A 23,075-nucleotide genomic window follows, 5' to 3' on the forward strand; every position below is an offset into this window, starting at 1 on the left:
CCCTTGTTGCGCTAAATCTCGGTCCTGTAAGGCTTTTCCTTATGAACGTGCCTTGACGGTGCTGCGGGCGGATTCCTATAGTGTGCGCAAGTGGCAGAAAGTGGGATGAAGTGGGTTTTCTGACACAAAAAAGCTAACATTGTGGGGAATCACAGCCGTGTTCCGCGGAGCCAACGCCGTCAGCCTCGATGCCAAGGGCCGTCTCGCCATGCCGAGTCGGTACCGTGACGAGCTCGACTCACGTTGCAATGGCCAACTGATCGTGACCATTGACGCCGTAGACCCCTGCTTGTGTGTTTATCCCCTCGATGAGTGGGAACAGATAGAAGCCAAGTTGCGTGCCTTGCCATCGTTGCGTGAGGAAAACCGCCGCCTCCAGCGTTTGCTGATTGGTAATGCGGTTGACCTGGAGCTCGATGGCAGTGGGCGTTTCCTGGTGCCGCCCCGCCTGCGTGAGTACGCCAAGCTCGACAAGAAGGCGATGCTGGTGGGGCAACTGAACAAATTCCAGCTGTGGGATGAAGATGCCTGGAACGCGGTTTCGGCAGCTGACCTTGCAGCTATTCAACAACCGGGCGCCATGCCCGACGAATTGCGTGACCTGATCCTGTGACCATAGATAGCGGCTTCAACCACATTACCGTCCTGCTCGACGAAGCTGTCGAGGCATTGGCCTTGCGCGCCGACGGTTGCTATCTGGACGGCACTTTCGGCCGGGGCGGACACAGCCGTCTGATACTCAGCAAGCTCGGGCCGCAAGGGCGGCTCTTGGGCTTCGACAAAGATCCACAAGCGATTGCCACGGGGCAAGCGCTGGCGGCCGAAGACGGCCGCTTTGTCATTGTGCAGCGCAGTTTTGCCGAGCTGGGTGCGGAAGTGGCAGCGCGCGGCCTGCACGGCAAGGTCAGTGGTGTGTTGCTGGACCTGGGCGTGTCCTCGCCGCAGCTGGATGACCCGGAGCGTGGCTTCAGCTTCCTCAATGATGGCCCGCTGGACATGCGCATGAACCCGGACCAGGGCGTCAGTGCCGCTGAGTTCATCGCCACTGCGCCTGTGGAAGAAATCGCCCGCGTCTTCAAGGAGTACGGCGAGGAACGCTTTGCCGGGCGAATGGCGCGTGCAGTGGTCGAGCGTCGTGAGAAGCAGCCCTTCACCCGTACCGCCGACCTGGCGGAGGTGCTCAAAGTGGCCAACCCGGCATGGGAAAAGGGCAAGAACCCGGCTACCCGAGCCTTCCAAGGCCTTCGCATTCACGTCAACAACGAGCTGGGCGACCTGGAGGCTGGCCTTGAGGCTGCGCTCGATGCGCTCGAAGTCGGTGGTCGCCTGGCGGTCATCAGTTTCCACTCGCTGGAAGACCGTATCGTCAAACTGTTCATGCGCAAGCTGGTGAAGGGTGAGGCCGACAACCTGCCGCGTAACCTGCCGGTTCAGCACAAGGTCTTCGAGCCGAAAATCAAGCTCATCGGCAAGGCTCAGTTCGCCTCCGAGGCCGAGCTCAAGGCCAACCCGCGGTCGCGTAGCGCCGTGATGCGCGTGGCGGAGAAGCTGCGGTGAGCAGGCTACTTGCCAAACCCTTGCCAGGCGGAAGCTTCCTGATGCTTTTGCTGTTCGTCGGCGTGTTGGTTTCGGCCATTGCCGTGTCCTACAGTGCGCACTGGAACCGTCAACTGCTCAACACCCTGTACGGTGAATTGAACGAGCGCGACAAGGCTCAGGCCGAATGGGGTCGGCTGATTCTTGAGCAGAGTACCTGGACCGCTGCTAGCCGCATCGAGAACCTGGCCTCCGAGCAGTTGAAGATGCGCGTGCCGTCAGCTGACGAAGTCCGGATGGTGGCGCCATGATGAAGCTCGAAGGCGCACTCTACCCGTGGCGCTTCCGCGTAGTGATCGGCTTGCTGGCGATCATGGTCGGCGCCATTTGCTGGCGCATCATCGACCTCCAGGTGGTTGACCGTGACTTCCTCAAGGGCCAGGGCGATGCACGCAGCCTGCGTCACATCCCCATCCCGGCGCACCGCGGCTTGATCACCGACCGCAACGGTGAGCCGTTGGCCGTGAGTACCCCGGTCACCACGTTGTGGGCCAACCCCAAAGAGATGCAGGCCTCCAAGGAGCGCTGGCCGCAATTGGCCGCTGCGCTGGGGCAGAACCCGCAGCAGTTGATCGAGCGCCTGACCCAGCAGGCCAACAAAGAGTTCATCTACCTGGTCCGGGGGCTGACCCCCGAGCAGGGCCAGCACGTGCTCGACCTCAAAGTGCCTGGTGTGTACGGACTGGAAGAATTCCGCCGCTTCTATCCGGCCGGTGATGTGACTGCGCACATGGTCGGCTTTACCGACCTCGACGACCACGGTCGTGAAGGGGTGGAGCTGGCCTATGAAGAGTGGCTGGCCGGCGTGCCCGGCAAGCGCCAGGTGATCAAGGACCGGCGCGGTCGGCTGATCAAGGACATTCAGGTAACCAAGAACGCCAAGGCCGGGAAGACCTTGGCGTTGTCGATAGACCTGCGCCTGCAGTACCTGGCTACCCGCGAGTTGCGCAACGCCATTGCCGAACAGGACGCCAAGGCCGGCAGCCTGGTGATCATGGACGTCAAGACCGGTGAGGTCCTGGCCATGGTCAACCAGCCGACCTACAACCCCAACAACCGACGTAGCATGTTCCCGGCGGCCATGCGTAACCGGGCGATCATCGACGTGTTCGAGCCGGGCTCCACGGTCAAGCCGATCTCCATGAGTGCGGCGCTGCAGAGTGGCCGCTGGAAGCCGACCGACAAGGTCGAGGTGTACCCTGGCAGCCTGCAGATCGGCCGCTACACCATCAAGGACGTGTCGCGCAGCGAGGGCCCGATTCTTGATTTGACCGGCATCCTGATCAACTCCAGTAACGTTGGCATGAGCAAGATCGCCTTCGACATCGGCGGCGAGGCCATCTACCGGGTCATGTCCCAGGTCGGCCTGGGCCAGTACACCGGCCTTGGCTTCCCGGGCGAACGTGTCGGCAACCTGCCCAACCACCGTGAGTGGCGCAAGGCCGAGACCGCCACCCTGTCCTATGGCTACGGCGTATCGGTGACCGCCCTGCAGCTGGTGCATGCCTACGCGGCGCTGGCCAACGACGGCAAGATGGTGCCGCTGTCGATCATCAAGGTCGACAAGACGCCGGAAGCCGTGCAGGCCATTCCGAAGGAAGTCGCCGAAACCGTTCAGGGCATGCTGCAGCAGGTGATCGAAGCGCCGCGTGGCGTCTTCCGAGCCCAGGTGCCGTTCTATCACGTGGCCGGCAAGTCCGGCACCGCGCGTAAGGCCACCGTGGGTGCCAAGGGATACACCGAAAACGCCTACCGCTCGCTGTTCGCCGGCTTCGGGCCAATGAGCGACCCGCGCTACGCCATCGTCGTGGTCATCGACGAGCCAAGAAAGGGTGGTTACTTCGGTGGCCTGGTTTCGGCGCCCGTATTCAGCAACGTCATGTCCGGCACCCTGCGCCTGATGAACGTGCCGCCAGACAACCTGCCGCCACCTGCACCAGCACCAGCCGTGCCATCACAAGTCAATGCAGCAGCCGCCAAGGGAGGGCGTGGATGATGACAATGCCATTAAGCAAACTTTTCGCCCATGCCAGCCGTGATCCGTTGATTCGCGAGCTGACCCTGGACAGCCGTAGTGTGCGCCCAGGTGACTTGTTCCTGGCGGTGCCGGGTGCCAAGGTCGATGGTCGCGAGCATATCGCCGATGCCCTGGCCCGTGGTGCTGCTGCCGTGGCCTATGAAGAGCAGGGCGCCAACGTGCTGCCGCTGACCGATGTGCCCCTGATTCCGGTCAAAGGCCTGATCGCTCAGCTGTCAGATATCGCCGGGCGCTTCTACGGTGAACCGAGCCGCCAGTTGAATCTGGTCGGTGTGACCGGCACCAACGGCAAGACAAGTGTTACCCAACTGGTCGCCCAGGCGCTCGACCTGCTTGGCCAGCGCTGCGGCCTGATTGGCACCCTGGGTACCGGTTTCTACGGCGAGTTGCAGAGCGGCCGCCTGACCACGCCCGACCCGATTGCCGTGCAATCGACCCTCAACGACCTCAAGAAAGGCGGCGCCAGGGCCGTGGCCATGGAAGTGTCTTCCCATGCCCTGGAGCAAGGCCGGGTTGCCGCACTGGAATTCGACATCGCGGTGATGACCAACCTGTCCCGCGACCACCTCGACTATCACGGCAGCATGGAAGCCTATGAGGCCGCCAAGGCCAAGCTGTTCGCCTGGCCGAGCCTGCGTTGCCAGGTGGTCAACCTGGATGATGACTTTGGTCGTCGTCTGGCGGCCGACTTCGCGCGTCGCCCAAGTGTCGACCATATCGAAACCCGGCTGCTGAGCTACAGCCTGGAAAGCCCAGAAGCCTCGTTGTTCTGCCGCGAAGCCGTATTCAGTGACGATGGCGTGCGCGCCACCCTCGTCACCGCCCAAGGTGAGCGTATCTTGCGCAGCCAACTGCTGGGCCGCTTCAACCTGAGCAACATGCTTGCCGCTGTGGCGACCCTGCTGGCGCTGGACTATGCGCTGGACGAGATCCTCAAGGTCACGCCGCAACTGCAGGGGCCGGTAGGCCGCATGCAGCGCCTGGGTGGCGGCGACAAGCCGCTGGTGGTGGTCGACTATGCACACACGCCGGATGCACTTGAAAAAGTACTCGAGGCCCTGCGCCCGCACGCTCACGGCAAGCTGTTGTGCCTGTTCGGCTGCGGCGGTGACCGTGATCGCGGCAAGCGCCCGCTGATGGCCGAAGTGGCCGAGCGCCTGGCTGACCGCGTACTGGTTACCGACGACAACCCGCGTACTGAAGATCCGTTGCGCATCTTCGATGACATTCGCCCCGGTTTCACCAGGCCTGACGACGTCGAGTTCGTCGCCGGCCGTGGCGAAGCCATCGCGCACCTGATTGCCACCGCTGCTGCCAACGATGTGATCGTGCTGGCCGGCAAGGGGCACGAGGATTACCAGGAGATCAATGGCGAGCGCCATGATTTCTCCGATTTGACCGAAGCCGAAAAGGCACTAGCAGCCTGGGAGGCTCCACATGCTTAAGCCGCTGTCACTCAGCCAGCTGACCACAGCACTGAAGGGTCAACACATCGGTGGCGACGCCACGTTCACCGGCGTCAGCATCGATAGCCGCAGTGTCAGCGCCGGGCAACTTTTCGTCGCCCTGGCCGGCCCGCGTTTCGATGGCCATGACTACCTGGCAGATGTGAAAGCCAAAGGCGCAGTAGCCGCCCTGGTCGAGCGTGAAGTAGCCGATGTCGACCTGCCGCAGTTGCAGGTGGCCGATTGCCGCCTGGCCCTCGGCCAGCTCGGTGCATTGAACCGCGCCGCTTTCGACAAGCCAGTGGTGGCCATTACCGGTTCCAGCGGCAAGACCACGGTCAAGGAAATGCTCGCCAGCATCCTGCGCACCCGTGGCCTGGTGCACGCCACCCGTGGCAACTTGAACAATGACCTCGGTGCACCCCTGACACTGCTGGAGATCGCCCCGGAACACAGCGCGGCAGTGATCGAGCTGGGCGCCTCGCGCATTGGCGAAATCCGCTACACCGTAGGCCTGACGCAACCGCAGGTGGTCATTATCAACAACGCCGGTACTGCCCATGTTGGCGAATTCGGCGGCCCGGACAAGATCGTCGAAGCCAAGGGCGAGATTCTCGAAGGCCTGGGCCAGGGCGGTATTGCCATCCTCAACCTGGACGACAAAGCCTTTGACATCTGGAAGGCGCGTGCCGGTGCGCACAAGGTCGTCAGTTTCGCACGCAGCAACCCGAAGGCCGATTTCCACGCGTCAGACATTGGTCGCGATGCCCGTGGCTGCCCGTCCTTCACCCTGCATGGCGCCGGTGAAACAGTAGCCGTGCAACTCAATGTGCTGGGTGAGCACAACGTCAGCAACGCCCTGGCCGCCGCCGCCGCTGCACATGCCGTTGGTCTGAGCCTGAGCGGCATCGCCGCCGGCCTGGCTGCGGTGCAACCGGTCAAGGGGCGTACCGTGGCGCAGATCGCGCCGAACGGGGTACGGGTAATCGACGACAGTTACAACGCAAATCCCACCTCTATGTGCGCAGCCATTGATATACTCGCCGGCTTTTCCGGACGCACCGTTCTGGTGCTTGGGGATATCGGCGAATTGGGGCAATGGGCGGAAGAAGGCCACCGTCAGGTGGGTGACTACGCGCGTGGCAAGGTCGACGCCCTGTACGCAGTGGGTTCCAACATGACACATGCGGTCAAGGCGTTCGGCGCCAATGGCCGCCACTTCGCTACTCAAGCTGAGCTGATCGATGCGGTTAGCGCCGAGAATGCCAGTGACACCACTATCTTGATCAAGGGCTCGCGCAGCGCTGCGATGGAAAACGTCGTGGCGGCATTGTGCGGTGCCAGCGGGGAGAAACATTAATGCTGCTGCTGTTGGCCGAGTATCTGCAACAGTTCCACAAAGGCTTCGCGGTCTTTCAGTACCTGTCCCTGCGCGGGATTCTTGGTGTACTGACCGCGTTGTCCCTGGCGCTGTGGCTGGGCCCCTGGATGATCCGTACCCTGCAAATTCGCCAGATCGGCCAGGCCGTGCGTAACGACGGCCCGCAATCGCACCTGTCCAAGTCCGGCACCCCGACCATGGGTGGGGCGCTGATCCTGTCGGCCATCGCCGTCAGCACCTTGCTGTGGGCCGACCTGAGCAACCGCTATGTATGGGTTGTGCTGATCGTCACCCTGGCGTTCGGTGCCATTGGCTGGGTCGATGACTACCGCAAGGTGATCGAAAAGAACTCGCGTGGCCTTCCGAGCCGCTGGAAGTACTTCTGGCAGTCGGTGTTCGGCCTGGCGGCGGCGGTGTTCCTGTACAAGACGGCGCCAACCAGCGTCGAGACCACGCTGATCCTGCCGTTCATCAAGGATGTCACCATTCCGTTGGGCGTCGGCTTCGTCGTACTGACCTACTTCGTCATTGTCGGCTCGAGCAACGCGGTCAATCTCACCGATGGCCTTGACGGCCTGGCAATCATGCCGACGGTGATGGTCGGCGGCGCGCTGGGCATCTTCTGCTACCTGTCGGGTAACGTGAAGTTCGCCGAATACCTGCTGATCCCCTACGTGCCGGGCTCGGGCGAACTGATCGTGTTCTGCGGCGCGCTGATCGGTGCCGGCCTGGGCTTTCTGTGGTTCAACACTTATCCGGCGCAAGTGTTCATGGGCGACGTCGGCGCGCTGGCACTGGGCGCCGCGCTGGGCACCATCGCCGTCATCGTGCGCCAGGAAATCGTGCTGTTCATCATGGGCGGCATCTTCGTGGTGGAAACCCTGTCGGTGGTGATCCAGGTCGCCTCCTTCAAGCTGACCGGCAAGCGCGTGTTCCGCATGGCGCCGATTCATCACCACTTTGAACTCAAGGGCTGGCCAGAGCCTAGGGTGATCGTCCGTTTCTGGATCATCACCGTGATCCTGGTACTGATTGGCCTTGCAACCCTGAAACTGAGGTAGATGAGCGTGTCTTTGATCGCTTCCGACCAATTCCGCATCGTTGTCGGCCTCGGCAAGAGCGGCATGTCCCTGGTTCGCTTCCTGGCGAGCCGGGGCATTGCCTTTGCGGTCGCCGATACCCGCGAGCAGCCGCCGGAACTGGAAACCCTGCGCCGTGATTACCCGCAGGTGGAAGTGCGCTGTGGTGAACTGGACGTGGACTTCCTGTGCCGCGCCAACGAGCTGTACGTGAGCCCCGGCCTGGCCTTGGCCACGCCGGCCTTGCAGCAGGCGGCCGCGCGTGGCGTGAAGCTGTCTGGCGACATAGAGCTGTTTGCTCGCCATGCCAAGGCGCCGATCATTGCGATCAGTGGTTCCAACGCCAAGAGCACCGTCACGACGCTGGTCGGTGAAATGGCCGCCAAGGCCGGCAAGCGAGTGGCCGTGGGCGGTAACCTCGGTACCCCGGCGCTCGACCTGCTGGCCGATGACATCGAGCTGTACGTGCTAGAGCTTTCCAGCTTCCAGCTGGAAACCACTGACCAGCTCAACGCCGAAGTGGCGACTGTTCTGAACATCAGCGAAGACCACATGGACCGCTATAGCGGCCTTCCGGCCTACCACCTGGCCAAGCACCGGATTTTCCGCGGTGCCCGCCAGGTGGTGGTCAACCGCCAGGACGCCCTGAGCCGGCCGCTGCCGGTGGAAGGCCGACCATGCTGGACCTTCGGCCTCAACTCGCCCGACTTCAAAGCGTTTGGCCTGCGTGAAGTGGACGGTGAAAAATACCTGGCGTTCGAGTTCCAGACGCTGATGCCGGCGCGTGAACTGAAGGTTCGCGGTGCTCACAACCAGAGCAACGCCCTGGCGGCGCTGGCCCTGGGGCATGCTGCCGGCCTGCCGTTCGAGCCCATGCTCGCGGCCCTGCGCGAGTTCGGTGGCCTGGCCCACCGGTGCCAGTGGGTACGCGAGCGTAATGGCGTGAACTGGTACGACGATTCCAAGGCCACCAATGTCGGTGCTGCCCTAGCCGCCATCGAAGGCCTGGGCGCCGATATCGAAGGCAAGTTGGTGCTGATCGCCGGTGGTGACGGCAAAGGTGCTGAATTCACTGCGCTGCGCGAGCCGGTCAAGCGTTTCTGCCGCGCCGTGGTATTGCTCGGCCGTGATGCCGAGCGCCTGGCCGAGGCCTTGAGCGATGCCGTGCCACTGGTTCGGGTCAAGACGCTTGACGATGCCGTACAGCAGTGTGCCGAGCTGGCCCAGGCCGGCGATGCCGTGCTGCTGTCGCCAGCATGCGCCAGCCTCGACATGTTCAAGAACTTCGAGGAACGGGGGCGTCTGTTCGCCCAGGCAGCGGGAGGTCTTGCATGATCTTCGGCATCTTCAAACCCTACCCGTCGCCGCTGATCAGCGGCCGTGGCGTCGACCTGGACTTCCCGATGCTCGCCGGTTGCCTGGCCTTGCTGGGTCTGGGCCTGGTGATGATCACTTCGGCCTCTTCGGAAGTGGCTGCTGTACAGTCCGGCAACCCGCTGTATCACATGTTCCGCCACCTGGTGTACGTATTCCTCGGCCTGGTGGCCTGCGGTGCAACCATGCTGGTGCCGATCGCCACCTGGCAGCGCATGGGCTTCATGATGCTGCTTGGCGCCTTCGGCCTGCTGGTCCTGGTCCTGGTGCCGGGTATCGGCCGTGAGGTTAACGGCTCCATGCGCTGGATCGGTTTCAGCTTCTTCAACGTGCAGCCTTCGGAAATCGCCAAGGTGTTCGTGGTCATCTACCTGGCCGGCTACCTGGTGCGCCGACAGACCGAGGTGCGCGAAACCTGGATGGGCTTCTTCAAGCCGTTCATCGTACTGCTGCCCATGGCCGCCTTGCTGCTGATGGAACCGGACTTTGGCGCCACCGTGGTCATGATGGGCGCGGCGGCGGCCATGTTGTTTCTGGGTGGGGTGGGGTTGTTCCGCTTCAGCCTGATGGTGGTGCTGGCGGTGCTGGCGGTATTTGTCCTGGTCCAGGCGCAGCCCTACCGGATGGCGCGCCTTATTACGTTCACCGACCCCTGGGCCGATCAGTTCGGCTCCGGCTACCAGCTGACCCAGGCACTGATCGCCTTCGGCCGTGGCGAGTGGCTGGGCGTTGGCCTGGGCAACAGCGTGCAGAAGCAGTTCTACCTGCCTGAAGCGCACACCGACTTCGTGTTCTCGGTTCTGGCGGAAGAACTGGGCGTGGTCGGCTCGCTGCTGACCGTCGCGCTGTTTGTGTTCGTCACTGTGCGCGCCCTGTACATCGGCCTGTGGGCCGAGAAGGCCAAACAGTTCTTTGCCGCCTACATGGCGTTCGGCCTGGCTTTCCTGTGGATTGGCCAGTTCCTGATCAACATCGGTGTGAACGTCGGCCTGCTGCCGACCAAGGGCCTGACACTGCCGTTTCTCAGTTACGGGGGGAGCTCGCTGGTGATCTGCTGCGCCTGCGTAGGCCTGTTGCTGCGCATCGAGTGGGAAAGTCGCACGCATCTGGGCAGTGAGGAGCACGAATTCAGCGAAAGCGATTTTGCCGAGGAGACCAGTCATGGCCGCTGAAGGCAAAAATGTACTGATCATGGCCGGCGGCACCGGGGGGCACGTATTCCCGGCGCTGGCCTGCGCCCGTGAGTTCCAGAATCGCGGTTACAGCGTGCACTGGTTGGGCACCCCGCGTGGCATCGAGAACGAGTTGGTGCCACAGGCAGGCTTGCCATTGCACCTGATTCAGGTCAGCGGCTTGCGCGGCAAGGGCAAGCTGTCGTTGCTCAAGGCGCCTTTCACGTTGGTCAAGGCCGTGCTGCAGGCACGGCGCATCATTCGCCAGCTCAAGCCCGTATGTGTCTTGGGCTTTGGCGGCTATGTGACCGGCCCCGGCGGCGTGGCTGCGCGGCTGTGCGGCGTGCCACTGGTGATCCATGAGCAGAACGCCAGGGCCGGTACCGCCAATCGGTTGCTGGTGCCACTCTCGGCGCGGGTCTGCGAAGCTTTCCCGAACACCTTCGAGGCCAGCGACAAACGTCGCACCACCGGCAACCCGGTGCGCCCGGAGCTCTTCATGGACGCGCAACGCACACCTTTGGTCGAGCGCCGCGCACGCCTGTTGGTGCTGGGTGGCAGCCTGGGTGCGGAACCATTGAACAAATTGTTGCCTAAGGCCCTGTCCGAGGTGCCCGCGGCGCTGCGGCCAGAGGTGTTCCACCAGGCCGGCAAGCAGCACGCACCGATCACCGCCGAGCGTTATCACGAGGCGGGCGTCGCGGCTCAGGTAGAGCCTTTCATCAAAGACATGGCCCAGGCTTATGGCTGGGCCGACCTGGTGGTGTGCCGGGCCGGTGCCTTGACTGTCAGCGAACTGGCAGCAGCAGGCCTGCCTTCGATGCTGGTGCCTTTGCCCCATGCGATCGACGATCACCAGACCCACAACGCCCAATATCTGGCCCGCGAAGGCGCTGCCTTCCTGATGCCACAAGCGACAACTGGCGCAGCGCAACTCGCTGAACGCCTGAACGAGGTGCTGATGCAACCCGAGAAACTCAACGTCATGGCTGGCACCGCTCGGCGCCTGGCCAAACCTGCTGCAACCAGCACCGTGGTCGATATCTGCCTGGAGGTGGCCCATGGTTGAGAGCCAGAAAGCCATGCCCCAGCCGAAGATGGGCCGTATTCGCCGCATTCACTTCGTCGGCATCGGCGGCGTGGGCATGTGCGGTATTGCCGAAGTGTTGCTGAACCTGGGCTATGAAGTGTCCGGTTCGGACCTTAAAGCCTCGCCGGTCACCGAACGCCTGGAGTCCTTCGGCGCTGAGATCTTCGTCGGCCACCGCGCCGAGAACGCCGCCACCGCCGATGTGCTGGTGGTGTCCAGCGCCATCAACCCGGCCAACCCGGAAGTTGCCACCGCCCTCGAGCGGCGCATTCCGGTGGTGCCGCGTGCCGAGATGCTCGCCGAGCTGATGCGTTACCGCCATGGCGTGGCCGTTGCCGGTACTCACGGCAAGACCACCACGACCAGCCTGCTGGCTTCAGTGTTCGCCGCCGGTGGCCTGGACCCGACCTTCGTCATCGGTGGCCGCCTTACCGCTGCCGGTACCAATGCGCAGCTGGGCACCAGCCGCTACCTGATCGCTGAAGCAGACGAAAGCGATGCCAGCTTCCTGCACCTGCAGCCGATGGTCGCGGTTGTCACCAACATCGACGCCGACCACATGGCGACCTACGAAGGTGACTTCAACAAGCTGAAGAAAACCTTCGTCGAGTTCCTGCACAACCTGCCGTTCTATGGGCTGGCGGTGATGTGCCTGGACGACCCGGTGGTTCGCGAGATCCTGCCGCAGGTCAAGCGCCCGACCGTGACCTACGGCTTCAGCGAAGAGGCCGACATCCGCGCCATCAATGTGCGTCAGCAGGGCATGCAGACCCACTTCACCGTGCTGCGCCGTGATCGCGAGCCGTTGGAGGTTTCGGTGAACATGCCCGGCAACCACAACGTGCTCAACGCCCTGGCGACCATCGCCATCGCCACTGACGAAGGCATTACTGACGAGGCCATCGTCCAGGGCCTGTCCGGCTTCCAGGGTGTCGGTCGTCGCTTCCAGGTATACGGCGAGCTGCCGGTCGAAGGCGGCAGTGTGATGCTGGTCGACGACTACGGTCATCACCCCACCGAAGTGGCGGCGGTGATCAAGGCTGTGCGCGGTGGCTGGCCAAGCCGCCGCCTGGTGATCGTCTACCAGCCGCACCGCTACAGCCGCACCCGCGACTTGTACGACGATTTCGTCCAGGTGCTGGGCGATGCCAATGTGCTGCTGCTGATGGAAGTCTACCCGGCCGGCGAAGAGCCGATCCCCGGTGCCGACAGCCGTCAGCTGTGCCACAGCATCCGCCAGCGCGGCAAGCTGGACCCGATCTACATCGAGCGCGGCGCCGAACTGGCACCGCTGGTCAAGCCACTGCTGCGCGCTGGCGACATCCTGCTCTGCCAGGGTGCCGGTGATGTCGGCGGCCTGGCCCCTCAGTTGATGAAAAGCCCGCTGTTCGCAGGCGCCAAGCAGGAGAAGTCGAAATGACCAGCGCCTACGACAAGCTGCACTCGACCCTGGACGTCAAGGCGTTCGGTCGCGTCGCCGTGCTGTACGGTGGCAAGAGCGCCGAGCGTGAAGTGTCGCTGAAATCCGGCGCCGCAGTGATCGATGCGCTGAGCACTGCCGGCGTCGACGTGGTTGCCATCGACGTCGGTGACGACCTGCTCGCACGCCTGCAGAGCGAGAAGATTGATCGCGCCTTCATCATCCTCCACGGCCGTGGCGGTGAAGACGGGAGTATGCAAGGTTTGCTGGAGTGCCTGGGCATCCCCTACACCGGCAGCGGCATCCTGGCTTCGGCGCTGGCGATGGACAAGCTGCGCACCAAGCAGGTGTGGCAGAGCCTGGGTATTCCCACGCCACGCCACGCGGTGCTGGCGAGCGAGAGCGATTGTTTGCAGGCCAGTACGGAACTGGGCTTCCCGCTTATCGTCAAACCCGCCCATGAAGGCTCTAGTATCGGCATGGCCAAGGTGAACAGCACCCAGGAACTGGTCGCCGCCTGGCAGGACGCCGCCAAATACGATTCCCAGGTACTGGTGGAGCAGTGGATCCACGGCCCGGAGTTCACCATCGCGGTACTGCGCGGCCAGGTGCTGCCGCCGATCGCCCTGGGTACGCCGCACGTGTTCTACGACTATGACGCCAAGTACATCGCCAACGATACCCAGTACCGCATCCCGTGCGGGCTGGATAGCGTCAAGGAACAGGAACTGATCGACCTGACCGCGCGCGCCTGCGATGCCATTGGCATCGAAGGCTGGGGGCGGTTGGACGTGATGCAGGACGAGCAGGGCCGGTTCTGGCTGCTCGAAGTCAACACCGCACCAGGCATGACAGATCATAGCCTGGTGCCCATGGCGGCCCGCGCGGCTGGCCTGGACTTCCAGCAACTGGTGCTGGCAATCCTGGCCGAAAGCGTGGCGACGCGAGGTTAATAACCATGCAAGGCGCGATGATACGTCAGCAGCAACCCGTTACCGGCCGTAGCAAGCCGGTACCGCGTGGTGCCAGCCGGCTGGTGGCCGACGAGCCCGTATCGGCGCGCCTGCCCCGGCCAAGCCTGGGCGGCCTGAAGCGCTTGCTGTGGCCGGTGTTGCTGGTGGCGGCCGGCTTTGGTGCCTACGAGGGCGCCGTTCGCCTGATGCCGTACGCCGACCGCCCGATCAGCAAGATCGATGTGCAGGGCGACCTCAGCTACATCAGTCAGCAATCGGTGCAGCAGCGTATCGCGCCCTACGTGGCGGCGAGCTTCTTCAGCGTCGACCTGCCGGCGATGCGCGCCGAGCTCGAGCAGATGCCGTGGATCGCCCACGCCGAAGTGCGCCGGGTGTGGCCCGACGAGGTGGTGATCCGCCTTGAAGAGCAGCTGCCGGTGGCACGCTGGGGGGACGCAGCCCTGCTCAACAACCAGGGTCAGGCTTTCACCCCGCGCGAGCTGGCCAACTATGAGCACCTGCCGCAGCTGGCCGGGCCGCAGCGTGCTCAGCAACAAGTCATGCAGCAGTATCAGGTATTGAGCCAGATGCTGCGCCCCTTGGGCTTTTCCATCGCTCGCCTGGAGCTGCGCGAGCGAGGCAGCTGGTTCCTGACCACCGGTGCGAGCAGTGCCGGGCCAGGCATCGAGTTGCTGCTGGGGCGCGATCATCTGGTGGAGAAGATGCGCCGTTTCATTGCCATTTACGACAAGACACTCAAAGACCAGATCACCACTATCGCCCGCATTGATCTGCGTTATTCCAACGGACTTGCCGTTGGTTGGCGGGAACCGATTGCACCGACGACGGCCCAACCCGCCGTTGCGAAGAATTAGAGAGAGGCAGGACCATGGCAAACGCGCATAGCGGCAAAATGATCGTCGGGCTGGACATTGGCACCTCCAAGGTGGTGGCGCTGGTGGGCGAAGTGGGCGAAGACGGCACCCTGGAAATCGTCGGGATCGGTACCCATCCGTCCCGTGGCCTGAAAAAAGGCGTGGTGGTGAACATCGAGTCCACCGTGCAGTCGATCCAGCGCGCCGTGGAAGAGGCGCAGCTGATGGCCGGCTGCCGTATCCACTCGGCGTTCGTCGGTGTGGCCGGTAACCACATCCGCAGCCTGAACTCTCACGGCATCGTCGCCATCCGTGACCGCGAAGTCAGCCTGGCCGACCTGGAGCGCGTACTCGACGCCGCCCAGGCCGTGGCGATTCCGGCCGACCAGCGCGTGCTGCACACCTTGCCGCAGGACTACGTGATCGACAACCAGGAAGGCGTGCGCGAGCCGCTGGGCATGTCTGGCGTGCGCCTGGAAGCCAAGGTTCACGTGGTCACTTGCGCAGTCAACGCCGCCCAGAACATCGAGAAGTGTGTGCGCCGCTGCGGCCTGGAAATCGACGACATCATCCTCGAGCAGCTGGCTTCGGCCTACTCGGTACTGACCGATGATGAAAAAGAGCTGGGCGTGTGCCTGGTGGACATCGGTGGCGGCACCACCGACATCGCCATCTTCACCGAGGGTGCCATCCGCCACACGGCGGTCATCCCGATTGCTGGCGACCAGGTGACCAACGACATCGCCATGGCCCTGCGTACCCCGACCCAGTACGCCGAAGAAATCAAGATCCGCTACGCCTGTGCCCTGGCCAAACTGGCTGGCGCTGGCGAGACCATCAAGGTGCCGAGCGTGGGCGATCGCCCACCGCGCGAGCTGTCGCGCCAGGCCCTGGCCGAGGTGGTGGAGCCACGTTACGACGAGCTCTTCACCCTTATCCAGGCCGAACTGCGCCGCAGTGGCTACGAAGACCTGGTGCCCGCCGGCATCGTCCTCACCGGCGGCACCGCGAAGATGGAAGGCGCCGTCGAACTGGCCGAGGAAATCTTCCACATGCCGGTACGCCTGGGCGTGCCGCACAGCGTTCGGGGGCTGAGCGACGTGGTGCGCAACCCGATCTATTCCACTGGTGTGGGCTTGCTCACCTACGGCCTGCTGAAGCAGTCCGAGGACTTGGCCCTGACCGGTAACAGCAACAGCAGCAGCAACAGCTATGGCGATGAACCGAAGGCCCCAGTGCTTGAACGCTTCAAGAAGTGGGTCCAGGGCAACTTCTAAGTTTCAAAGCAGTAGTGGTAGGCGCAACAACTAGAGAACTGTAAGGAGAGGGAAAATGTTCGAGCTCGTAGACAACGTCCCGCAAAGTCCGGTCATTAAAGTGATCGGCGTTGGTGGTGGTGGCGGCAACGCCGTCAATCACATGGTCAAGAGCAGCATCGAAGGCGTGGAATTCATCTGCGCCAACACCGATGCCCAGGCGCTGAAAAACATTGGCGCGCGCACCATCCTGCAATTGGGCACGGGTGTGACCAAGGGCCTGGGTGCCGGTGCCAATCCGGAAGTCGGCCGTCAGGCCGCGCTGGAAGACCGTGAGCGCATTGCCGAAGTGCTGCAGGGCACCAACATGGTGTTCATCACCACCGGCATGGGTGGCGGTACCGGTACCGGTGCAGCGCCAATCATTGCCGAAGTGGCCAAGGAAATGGGTATCCTCACCGTTGCAGTGGTGACCCGTCCGTTCCCGTTCGAAGGCCGCAAGCGCATGCAGATCGCCGATGAAGGCATCCGCATGCTGGCTGAAAGCGTCGACTCGTTGATCACCATCCCCAACGAGAAGCTGCTGACCATCCTGGGCAAGGATGCCAGCCTGCTGTCCGCCTTCGCCAAGGCTGACGATGTACTGGCCGGTGCCGTACGCGGTATCTCCGACATCATCAAGCGCCCAGGCATGATCAACGTCGACTTCGCCGACGTGCGCACCGTGATGGGTGAAATGGGCATGGCCATGATGGGTACTGGCTGCGCCAGCGGCCCGAACCGTGCGCGTGAAGCCACCGAGGCAGCTATCCGTAACCCGCTGCTGGAAGACGTCAACCTGCAGGGCGCCCGCGGTATCCTGGTGAACATCACCGCAGGCCCGGACCTGTCGCTGGGTGAGTACTCCGACGTGGGTAGCATCATCGAAGCCTTCGCCTCCGACCACGCGATGGTCAAGGTCGGCACCGTGATCGACCCGGACATGCGCGACGAACTGCACGTGACCGTGGTGGCCACTGGACTGGGCGCACGCATCGAGAAGCCTGTGAAGGTGGTCGACAATACCCTGCAGACTGCCCAGCAGGCGTACGAAGCGTCCAATCCTGCGCCGGTGCGCCAGGAGCAGCCAGCGGTCAACTACCGTGACCTGGAGCGCCCGACCGTCATGCGCAACCAGGCGCATGCAGGTGCTGCCGCAGCCGCTAAACTGAACCCTCAGGATGACCTGGACTACCTCGATATCCCGGCATTCCTGCGTCGTCAGGCTGATTAATGGAATTTATCAGGGGTATAAAGGTGATTGGTATTCATCAAAGGTTGGGTCTGTTATCATCCCCAGCCTTTGTTGATACCTGTTCGCAATTTGCGCTGAAGCGGCCAATGCCATGATTAAACAACGCACCCTGAAGAATACCATCCGTGCCACAGGTGTCGGTCTGCACTCCGGGGAGAAGGTTTACCTGACCCTCAAGCCTGCACCTGTTGACACCGGCATCGTCTTCCGCCGCGCCGACCTCGACCCTGTGGTCGAGATCCCTGCGCGTGCGGCCAACGTCGGCGAGACAACCATGTCGACGACGCTGGTCAACGGTGACGTCAAGGTCGATACGGTCGAGCACCTGCTCTCCGCCATGGCGGGTCTGGGCATCGATAACGCCTACGTCGAGCTCTCCGCCTCGGAAGTGCCGATCATGGATGGCAGCGCCGGTCCTTTTGTATTCCTGATTCAGTCTGCCGGCCTGGAAGAACAGGACGCAGCCAAGAAGTTCATCCGCATCCTGCGTGAGGTAACCGTGGAAGAGGGCGACAAGCGCGCCACGTTCCTGCCTTTCGAAGGTTTCAAGGTGAGCTTCGAGATCGATTTCGATCACCCGGTGCTTCGCAACCGGACCCAGAGCGCCAGCGTCGACTTTTCCAGCACGTCGTTCGTGAAGGAAGTCAGCCGCGCGCGTACTTTTGGTTTCATGCGTGACATCGAGTACCTGCGCAAGCACAACCTTGCGTTGGGTGGCAGTGTCGAGAACGCCATCGTGGTCGATGAGGACGGTGTGCTGAACGAAGACGGCCTTCGTTACGAAGACGAATTCGTCAAGCACAAGATCCTCGACGCCATCGGCGATCTGTACCTGCTGGGCAACAGCCTGATCGGCGAGTTCAAGGGCTTCAAGTCCGGCCACGCGCTGAACAACCAGCTGTTGCGCAAGCTGATTGCTGAAACCGATGCCTGGGAAGTGGTCACTTTCGAAGATGCCAGCACGGCACCGATCTCGTACATGCGCCCTGTTGCGGCCGTGTAAGTTCGAACACTCTCTAGTTCATTAAGGCCACCTTCGGGTGGCCTTTTTTATGGCTTGCCCTGGGCGTGGGCCGCCAACCGTTCCAGTGCGGCACGCAGTTTGGGGTCGGTAATGCCCTCGGCGGTGTCGCGCAGGCTCTCGGCCGCGCTGTTCGAAAGCTCGGCCGCATGCCCGCCACGCTTGGCCGGTACCAGCGGCGGCTGTACCTTGTACAGGATGCGCCTGAGGTTGCCGAATGCTTCCATGGCCTGCAGGGCCGCCAACAAGCGCTTCTGCTGGTAGCGCAGGCGGGTTGCCCAATGGCCGTCGGTAACCACCAGCAACAAAGTACCATCGCGCCAGGACGCCACATGGCAGTGCTCGCGGGCAGCCGGTTGCAACTGGCTTTCCAGCAGGCGCTGCAAGTGCTCCAGGCGCTCGGCCTGGTTCAGCAGCAGGCGCAGCGGGCGCACCTGGCGCAGCAGGGCGGAAGGTGGCTGGGCGGGGGAGGGTTTGTAGGCCATGGGGGTACGCGTGAAGTGACGTGGGCACAGTCTAACATCTCCGTTGCCTGTGCCGGCCTCTTCGCGGGGGAACCCGCTCCTGCCAGGGTTATCGGTATCTTGTAGGAGCGGGTTCACCCGCGAAGAGGCCGGCACAGGCAGCCAAAGACAAGACTGGTTCTCGATAGCTTTCATGTTGCCAAGCCTTGAACTCAGTGAAAATGCCCCTATCTAAAACAGGCCCCTGCCAAAACGCTGTATCAGCATCGTGGAAATCCACCACTTTCCTCACCATCGTTTCCGGGTAGAATGCTCGTTCGCATGCGGCCTATGGGCTGCACGGGCGACTCATGGGGCCGCCCTCCATCCCTACGTGTGGAAGATCCTGCCGATATGTTTGCGCCTTTGTTAAAAAAACTTTTTGGAAGCAAGAACGAGCGTGAAGTCAAACGCATGCTCAAGACGGTGAGTATCGTCAATGCCTTCGAAGAGAAGATGGTGGCCCTCTCCGACGAGCAACTGCGGGGCAAGACTGCAGAGTTCAAGGAACGCCTGGCCAAAGGCGAGACACTGGACCAGTTGCTGCCCGAAGCCTTCGCCGTGGCCCGCGAGGCCGGCAAGCGCGTAATGGGCATGCGCCATTTCGATGTGCAGCTGATTGGCGGCATGACCCTGCACGAGGGTATGATCGCAGAAATGCGCACCGGTGAAGGCAAGACCTTGGTCGGTACCTTGGCCGTCTACCTCAACGCATTGTCCGGCAAGGGCGTGCATGTGGTCACCGTCAACGACTACCTGGCGCGCCGTGACGCCAACTGGATGCGCCCGCTGTACGAGTTCCTCGGTCTGTCGGTCGGTATCGTCTCGGCCTTCCAGCCGCCGGAAGAAAAGCGCGCCGCCTATGCAGCCGACATCACCTACGGCACCAACAACGAATTCGGGTTCGACTACCTGCGCGACAACATGGCGTTCAGCCAGGACGAGAAGTTCCAGCGTGAACTTAACTTCGCCGTGATCGACGAAGTCGACTCCATCCTCATCGACGAAGCGCGTACCCCGCTGATCATTTCCGGTCAGGCCGAGGACAGCTCCAAGCTGTACATCGAGATCAACCGCCTGATCCCGCGCCTCACCCAGCACATCGAAGAGGTCGAAGGCCAGGTCACCCAGGAAGGCCACTTCACCATCGACGAGAAGAGTCGCCAGGTGGAGCTGAACGAAGCCGGTCACCAGTTCATCGAGGAGATGCTGGCCCAGGCGGGCCTGCTGGCTGAAGGCGAGAGCCTGTACTCCGCGCACAACCTGGGCTTGCTGACACACGTCTACGCCGGTCTTCGTGCACACAAGCTGTTCCACCGCAACGTCGAGTACATCGTCCAAGACGGCCAGGTTCTGCTGATCGACGAACACACCGGCCGTACCATGCCGGGCCGTCGCCTGTCCGAGGGCCTGCACCAGGCCATTGAAGCCAAAGAGAACCTGAACATCCAGGCCGAGAGCCAGACCCTGGCTTCGACCACTTTCCAGAACTACTTCCGCCTGTACACCAAGCTGTCCGGCATGACCGGTACCGCCGACACCGAAGCATTCGAGTTCCAGTCGATCTATGGCCTGAACGTGATGGTCATTCCGCCGAACAAGCCACTGGCGCGTAAGGACTACAACGACCTGGTGTACCTGACCGCTGACGAGAAATACGCCGCGATCATCGCCGACATCAAGGAAAGCATGAAGCTGGGCCGTCCGGTGCTGGTGGGTACCGCGACCATTGAAACTTCCGAGCACATGTCCAACCTCCTGAAAAAGGAAGGGATCGACCACAAGGTGCTCAACGCCAAGTATCACGAGAAGGAAGCCGAGATCATCGCGCAAGCTGGCGCGCCAGGTGCCCTGACCATCGCCACCAACATGGCTGGCCGTGGTACCGACATCCTGCTGGGCGGTAACTGGGAAGCCGAAGTGGCAGCCCTGGAAAACCCGACAGCCGAGCAGATCGCCCAGATCAAGGCCGACTGGCAGAAGCGTCACCAGCAAGTGATCGAGACGGGTGGCCTGCATGTAATCGCTTCCGAGCGCCACGAATCGCGCCGTATCGACAATCAGCTGCGCGGCCGCTCCGGTCGTCAGGGCGACCCGGGTTCCAGCCGCTTCTACCTGTCGCTGGAAGACAGCCTGATGCGCATCTTCGCCTCTGACCGGGTGAAGAACTTCATGAAGGCACTGGGCATGCAGTCGGGCGAGGCCATCGAGCACCGCATGGTCACCAACGCTATCGAGAAAGCCCAGCGCAAGGTCGAAGGCCGCAACTTCGACATTCGTAAGCAATTGCTCGAATATGACGACGTCGCCAACGAGCAGCGCAAGGTGATCTACCACATGCGCAACAGCCTGCTGGCCGCCGAGAACATTGGCGACACCATCGTCGAATTCCGCAAGGAAGTACTGGACGCTACCATCAGCCAGCACATTCCGCCGCAGTCGCTGCCAGAGCAGTGGGACGTAGCCGGCCTGGAGGCTTCGCTGGCCAGCGATTTCGCCATCAAGTTGCCAATCCGGCAATGGCTCGACGAGGACGATCACCTCTACGAAGAGACCCTGCGCGAGAAGCTGCTGAGCGAGATCACCACGGCCTACACCGAGAAGGAAGACCAGGCCGGTCTCGAGGCCTTGCGAACCTTCGAGAAGCAGATTCTGTTGCGCGTACTGGACGACCTGTGGAAAGACCACCTGTCGACCATGGACCACCTGCGTCACGGTATTCACCTGCGTGGTTATGCGCAGAAGAACCCGAAGCAGGAGTACAAGCGCGAGTCGTTCAGCCTGTTCCAGGAGCTGTTGGAGTCGATCAAGCGCGACACCATCCGTGTGCTGTCGCACGTACAGGTTCGCCGCGAAGACCCGGCCGAAGAAGAAGCTCGCCTGCGCCGCGAGGCCGAAGAGCTGGCGAGTCGCATGCAGTTCCAGCACGCCGCTGCACCGGGCCTGGGAAGCGAGCAACTGAGCGAGGAGGGTGCCGAAGTAGCGGTAGCCTCGGCGCCAGTACGCAATGACCAGAAGCTGGGCCGCAACGAGCCGTGCTGGTGTGGTTCGGGCAAGAAGTTCAAGCATTGCCACGGTCAGATCGAGTGATCTGAACCTTACGTTGTACAAGCCTGGGGTCGCTTTGCGGCCCTTTCGCAACACAAGGCCGCTCCCACAGGTACCGCGCTCGTCCATGAACGGGCGCGATCCTTGTGGGGGCGGCCTTGTGTCGCGATGGGGTGCGAAGCGGCCCCTTTTTCGACATCATCGTTTTTTCTAGGAGCGCTCTAATGGCTGTTGGTCTTGGTCCTTTGCCCACCCTGCACCCGGTTCCGGGTTTTGAACTCGGTATCGCTTCTGCCGGTATCAAGCGCCCGGGGCGCAAGGATGTGGTGGTCATGCGCTGTGCCGAAGGCTCCAGCGTGGCTGGCGTGTTCACCCTCAACGCCTTCTGCGCAGCGCCGGTGATCCTGTCCAAGCAGCGTGTACAGGGCACCGTGCGCTACCTGCTGACCAACACGGGTAACGCCAACGCCGGCACCGGCGCGCCAGGCCTGGCCGCCGCCGAGCGCACCTGCGCCAAGCTGGCCGAACTGGCTGGCGTACCGGCCGAGTCGGTACTGCCGTTCTCCACCGGCGTGATTGGCGAGCCGCTGCCGGTCGAAAAGATCGAAGGCGCGCTGCAGGCCGCCCTCGACAACCTGTCGGAGAACAACTGGGCTGAGGCCGCTACCGGCATCATGACCACCGACACCCTGCCCAAAGGGGCCAGCCGCCAGTTCCAGCACGATGGCGTGACCGTCACCGTTACCGGTATCAGCAAGGGTGCAGGCATGATCCGCCCGAACATGGCGACCATGCTGGGCTACATCGCCACCGACGCCAAGGTGGCGCCAAAGGTACTCAAGGACCTGATGCTGGACGGCGCCAACAAGTCGTTCAACCGCATCACGATCGATGGTGACACTTCGACCAACGATTGCTGCATGCTGATCGCTACCGGCAAGGCCGACCTGCCGGTAGTGACCGAAGCCAGCGGCGCGCTTTTCGAAGCGCTGAAAAAGGCCGTGTTCGAAGTGTGCATGGAAGTGGCCCAGGCCATCGTCCGTGACGGCGAAGGTGCGACCAAGTTCGTGACCGTGCAGGTCAACGGTGGTGGCAACCACCAGGAGTGCCTGGACGTCGGCTACGCCGTGGCCCACTCGCCGCTGATCAAGACCGCGCTGTTCGCTTCCGACCCGAACTGGGGCCGCATCCTCGCCGCCGTAGGCCGTGCCGGTGTACCGGAGCTGGATGTGAGCCTGATCGATGTTTACCTGGACAGCGTTTGCATCGCGAGCAAAGGCGGCCGCAGCCCGAGCTATACCGAAGCGCAGGGTTCGGCAGTGATGGCCCAGGAAGAGATCACCATCCGAATCGAACTGGGCCGTGGCCAGTGCAGCGAAACCATCTGGACGACTGACCTGTCCCACGAGTACGTGAAGATCAACGCCGAGTACCGTACCTGATCTACTGATCCGAAGGCCTCTTCGCGGGCACGCCCGCTCCCACAGGTGTTGCAATGCCTGCAGGAGCGGTGCGGTCCCTGTAGGAGCG

At 62.6% G+C, this 23,075-nt stretch carries 19 protein-coding genes; 18 read left to right on the forward strand and 1 reads right to left on the reverse strand.

The window, feature by feature from the left end; all coding sequences use genetic code 11:
* Window positions 1–157 precede the first annotated feature (157 nt).
* The 16 genes from mraZ to lpxC all read left to right on the forward strand — a co-directional run bounded on the left by mraZ (window position 158) and on the right by lpxC (window position 17,976).
* Window positions 158–613, forward strand: coding sequence for a division/cell wall cluster transcriptional repressor MraZ (gene mraZ / locus ACF8FB_RS14705; RefSeq protein WP_004575120.1), 456 nt, complete (start codon window positions 158–160; stop codon window positions 611–613).
* Window positions 610–1,557 carry a 16S rRNA (cytosine(1402)-N(4))-methyltransferase RsmH gene (gene rsmH / locus ACF8FB_RS14710; protein ID WP_010952447.1) on the forward strand — a complete coding sequence of 316 codons (948 nt, stop codon included), beginning with the start codon at window positions 610–612 and terminating at the stop codon, window positions 1,555–1,557. The genes mraZ and rsmH overlap by 4 nt, the downstream gene beginning before the upstream one ends.
* Window positions 1,554–1,847, forward strand: a complete 294-nt coding sequence (ftsL, locus tag ACF8FB_RS14715) for a cell division protein FtsL (RefSeq protein ID WP_010952448.1) — start codon at window positions 1,554–1,556, stop codon at window positions 1,845–1,847. Before rsmH ends, ftsL begins: the two co-directional genes overlap by 4 nt.
* Window positions 1,847–3,592 carry a penicillin-binding protein 2 gene (locus ACF8FB_RS14720; protein WP_162490564.1) on the forward strand — a complete coding sequence of 582 codons (1,746 nt, stop codon included), beginning with the start codon at window positions 1,847–1,849 and terminating at the stop codon, window positions 3,590–3,592. The genes ftsL and ACF8FB_RS14720 overlap by 1 nt, the downstream gene beginning before the upstream one ends.
* Window positions 3,592–5,079, forward strand: coding sequence for a UDP-N-acetylmuramoyl-L-alanyl-D-glutamate--2,6-diaminopimelate ligase (locus ACF8FB_RS14725; protein ID WP_350298607.1), 1,488 nt, complete (start codon window positions 3,592–3,594; stop codon window positions 5,077–5,079). The genes ACF8FB_RS14720 and ACF8FB_RS14725 overlap by 1 nt, the downstream gene beginning before the upstream one ends.
* Window positions 5,072–6,439, forward strand: a complete 1,368-nt coding sequence (gene murF / locus ACF8FB_RS14730) for a UDP-N-acetylmuramoyl-tripeptide--D-alanyl-D-alanine ligase (RefSeq protein ID WP_010952451.1) — start codon at window positions 5,072–5,074, stop codon at window positions 6,437–6,439. The genes ACF8FB_RS14725 and murF overlap by 8 nt, the downstream gene beginning before the upstream one ends.
* Complete coding sequence (gene mraY, locus ACF8FB_RS14735) at window positions 6,439–7,521, forward strand: phospho-N-acetylmuramoyl-pentapeptide-transferase (protein ID WP_003251852.1); 1,083 nt, start codon at window positions 6,439–6,441, stop codon at window positions 7,519–7,521. Before murF ends, mraY begins: the two co-directional genes overlap by 1 nt.
* A gap of 6 nt (window positions 7,522–7,527) precedes the next feature.
* Entirely contained in the window at window positions 7,528–8,874 is a 1,347-nt protein-coding gene (murD, locus tag ACF8FB_RS14740) for a UDP-N-acetylmuramoyl-L-alanine--D-glutamate ligase (RefSeq protein ID WP_319902143.1), read from the forward strand.
* Window positions 8,871–10,085: a putative lipid II flippase FtsW gene (ftsW, locus tag ACF8FB_RS14745; protein WP_003251856.1), complete on the forward strand. Its 1,215-nt coding sequence runs from the start codon at window positions 8,871–8,873 to the stop codon at window positions 10,083–10,085. Before murD ends, ftsW begins: the two co-directional genes overlap by 4 nt.
* Window positions 10,075–11,154: an undecaprenyldiphospho-muramoylpentapeptide beta-N-acetylglucosaminyltransferase gene (gene murG / locus ACF8FB_RS14750; protein WP_392509230.1), complete on the forward strand. Its 1,080-nt coding sequence runs from the start codon at window positions 10,075–10,077 to the stop codon at window positions 11,152–11,154. The genes ftsW and murG overlap by 11 nt, the downstream gene beginning before the upstream one ends.
* Window positions 11,147–12,595: a UDP-N-acetylmuramate--L-alanine ligase gene (gene murC, locus ACF8FB_RS14755; protein ID WP_010952455.1), complete on the forward strand. Its 1,449-nt coding sequence runs from the start codon at window positions 11,147–11,149 to the stop codon at window positions 12,593–12,595. Before murG ends, murC begins: the two co-directional genes overlap by 8 nt.
* Window positions 12,592–13,548, forward strand: a complete 957-nt coding sequence (locus ACF8FB_RS14760) for a D-alanine--D-alanine ligase (RefSeq protein WP_020192745.1) — start codon at window positions 12,592–12,594, stop codon at window positions 13,546–13,548. Before murC ends, ACF8FB_RS14760 begins: the two co-directional genes overlap by 4 nt.
* Before the next feature lie 5 nt (window positions 13,549–13,553).
* Complete coding sequence (locus ACF8FB_RS14765; protein ID WP_010952457.1) at window positions 13,554–14,423, forward strand: cell division protein FtsQ/DivIB; 870 nt, start codon at window positions 13,554–13,556, stop codon at window positions 14,421–14,423.
* Between the two features lie 14 nt (window positions 14,424–14,437).
* Complete coding sequence (gene ftsA / locus ACF8FB_RS14770) at window positions 14,438–15,700, forward strand: cell division protein FtsA (protein ID WP_003251867.1); 1,263 nt, start codon at window positions 14,438–14,440, stop codon at window positions 15,698–15,700.
* A 55-nt stretch (window positions 15,701–15,755) separates the two neighbouring features.
* Window positions 15,756–16,952 carry a cell division protein FtsZ gene (gene ftsZ, locus ACF8FB_RS14775; RefSeq protein ID WP_003251871.1) on the forward strand — a complete coding sequence of 399 codons (1,197 nt, stop codon included), beginning with the start codon at window positions 15,756–15,758 and terminating at the stop codon, window positions 16,950–16,952.
* A gap of 112 nt (window positions 16,953–17,064) precedes the next feature.
* Window positions 17,065–17,976 carry a UDP-3-O-acyl-N-acetylglucosamine deacetylase gene (gene lpxC, locus ACF8FB_RS14780; protein ID WP_003251873.1) on the forward strand — a complete coding sequence of 304 codons (912 nt, stop codon included), beginning with the start codon at window positions 17,065–17,067 and terminating at the stop codon, window positions 17,974–17,976.
* 47 nt (window positions 17,977–18,023) lie between these two features.
* Here the strand turns inward: lpxC and ACF8FB_RS14785 are convergent, their stop codons facing one another.
* Window positions 18,024–18,479: a DUF721 domain-containing protein gene (locus tag ACF8FB_RS14785; RefSeq protein WP_003251875.1), complete on the reverse strand. Its 456-nt coding sequence runs from the start codon at window positions 18,477–18,479 to the stop codon at window positions 18,024–18,026.
* A 372-nt stretch (window positions 18,480–18,851) separates the two neighbouring features.
* On the opposite strand from ACF8FB_RS14785, the gene secA reads away from it, so the two are divergent.
* Entirely contained in the window at window positions 18,852–21,587 is a 2,736-nt protein-coding gene (gene secA, locus ACF8FB_RS14790; protein ID WP_010952460.1) for a preprotein translocase subunit SecA, read from the forward strand.
* A gap of 182 nt (window positions 21,588–21,769) precedes the next feature.
* Window positions 21,770–22,987, forward strand: coding sequence for a bifunctional glutamate N-acetyltransferase/amino-acid acetyltransferase ArgJ (gene argJ, locus ACF8FB_RS14795; protein ID WP_392511507.1), 1,218 nt, complete (start codon window positions 21,770–21,772; stop codon window positions 22,985–22,987).
* Window positions 22,988–23,075: the final 88 nt, after the last annotated feature.

Origin of the sequence: Pseudomonas sp. yb_2 (genome assembly GCF_043103905.1) — a bacterium.
GTDB lineage: Bacteria > Pseudomonadota > Gammaproteobacteria > Pseudomonadales > Pseudomonadaceae > Aquipseudomonas > Aquipseudomonas alloputida.

Coding starts and splice junctions, on each gene's coding strand:
- ACF8FB_RS14720 (WP_162490564.1), top strand. CDS start 1,847: ATGAAGCTCGAAGGCGCACTCTACCCGTGGCGCTTCCGCGTAGTGATC.
- ACF8FB_RS14725 (WP_350298607.1), top strand. CDS start 3,592: ATGACAATGCCATTAAGCAAACTTTTCGCCCATGCCAGCCGTGATCCG.
- murF (WP_010952451.1), top strand. CDS start 5,072: ATGCTTAAGCCGCTGTCACTCAGCCAGCTGACCACAGCACTGAAGGGT.
- mraY (WP_003251852.1), top strand. CDS start 6,439: ATGCTGCTGCTGTTGGCCGAGTATCTGCAACAGTTCCACAAAGGCTTC.
- ftsW (WP_003251856.1), top strand. CDS start 8,871: ATGATCTTCGGCATCTTCAAACCCTACCCGTCGCCGCTGATCAGCGGC.
- murG (WP_392509230.1), top strand. CDS start 10,075: ATGGCCGCTGAAGGCAAAAATGTACTGATCATGGCCGGCGGCACCGGG.
- murC (WP_010952455.1), top strand. CDS start 11,147: ATGGTTGAGAGCCAGAAAGCCATGCCCCAGCCGAAGATGGGCCGTATT.
- ACF8FB_RS14760 (WP_020192745.1), top strand. CDS start 12,592: ATGACCAGCGCCTACGACAAGCTGCACTCGACCCTGGACGTCAAGGCG.
- ACF8FB_RS14765 (WP_010952457.1), top strand. CDS start 13,554: ATGCAAGGCGCGATGATACGTCAGCAGCAACCCGTTACCGGCCGTAGC.
- ftsA (WP_003251867.1), top strand. CDS start 14,438: ATGGCAAACGCGCATAGCGGCAAAATGATCGTCGGGCTGGACATTGGC.
- ftsZ (WP_003251871.1), top strand. CDS start 15,756: ATGTTCGAGCTCGTAGACAACGTCCCGCAAAGTCCGGTCATTAAAGTG.
- lpxC (WP_003251873.1), top strand. CDS start 17,065: ATGATTAAACAACGCACCCTGAAGAATACCATCCGTGCCACAGGTGTC.
- ACF8FB_RS14785 (WP_003251875.1), bottom strand. CDS start 18,479: ATGGCCTACAAACCCTCCCCCGCCCAGCCACCTTCCGCCCTGCTGCGC.
- secA (WP_010952460.1), top strand. CDS start 18,852: ATGTTTGCGCCTTTGTTAAAAAAACTTTTTGGAAGCAAGAACGAGCGT.
- argJ (WP_392511507.1), top strand. CDS start 21,770: ATGGCTGTTGGTCTTGGTCCTTTGCCCACCCTGCACCCGGTTCCGGGT.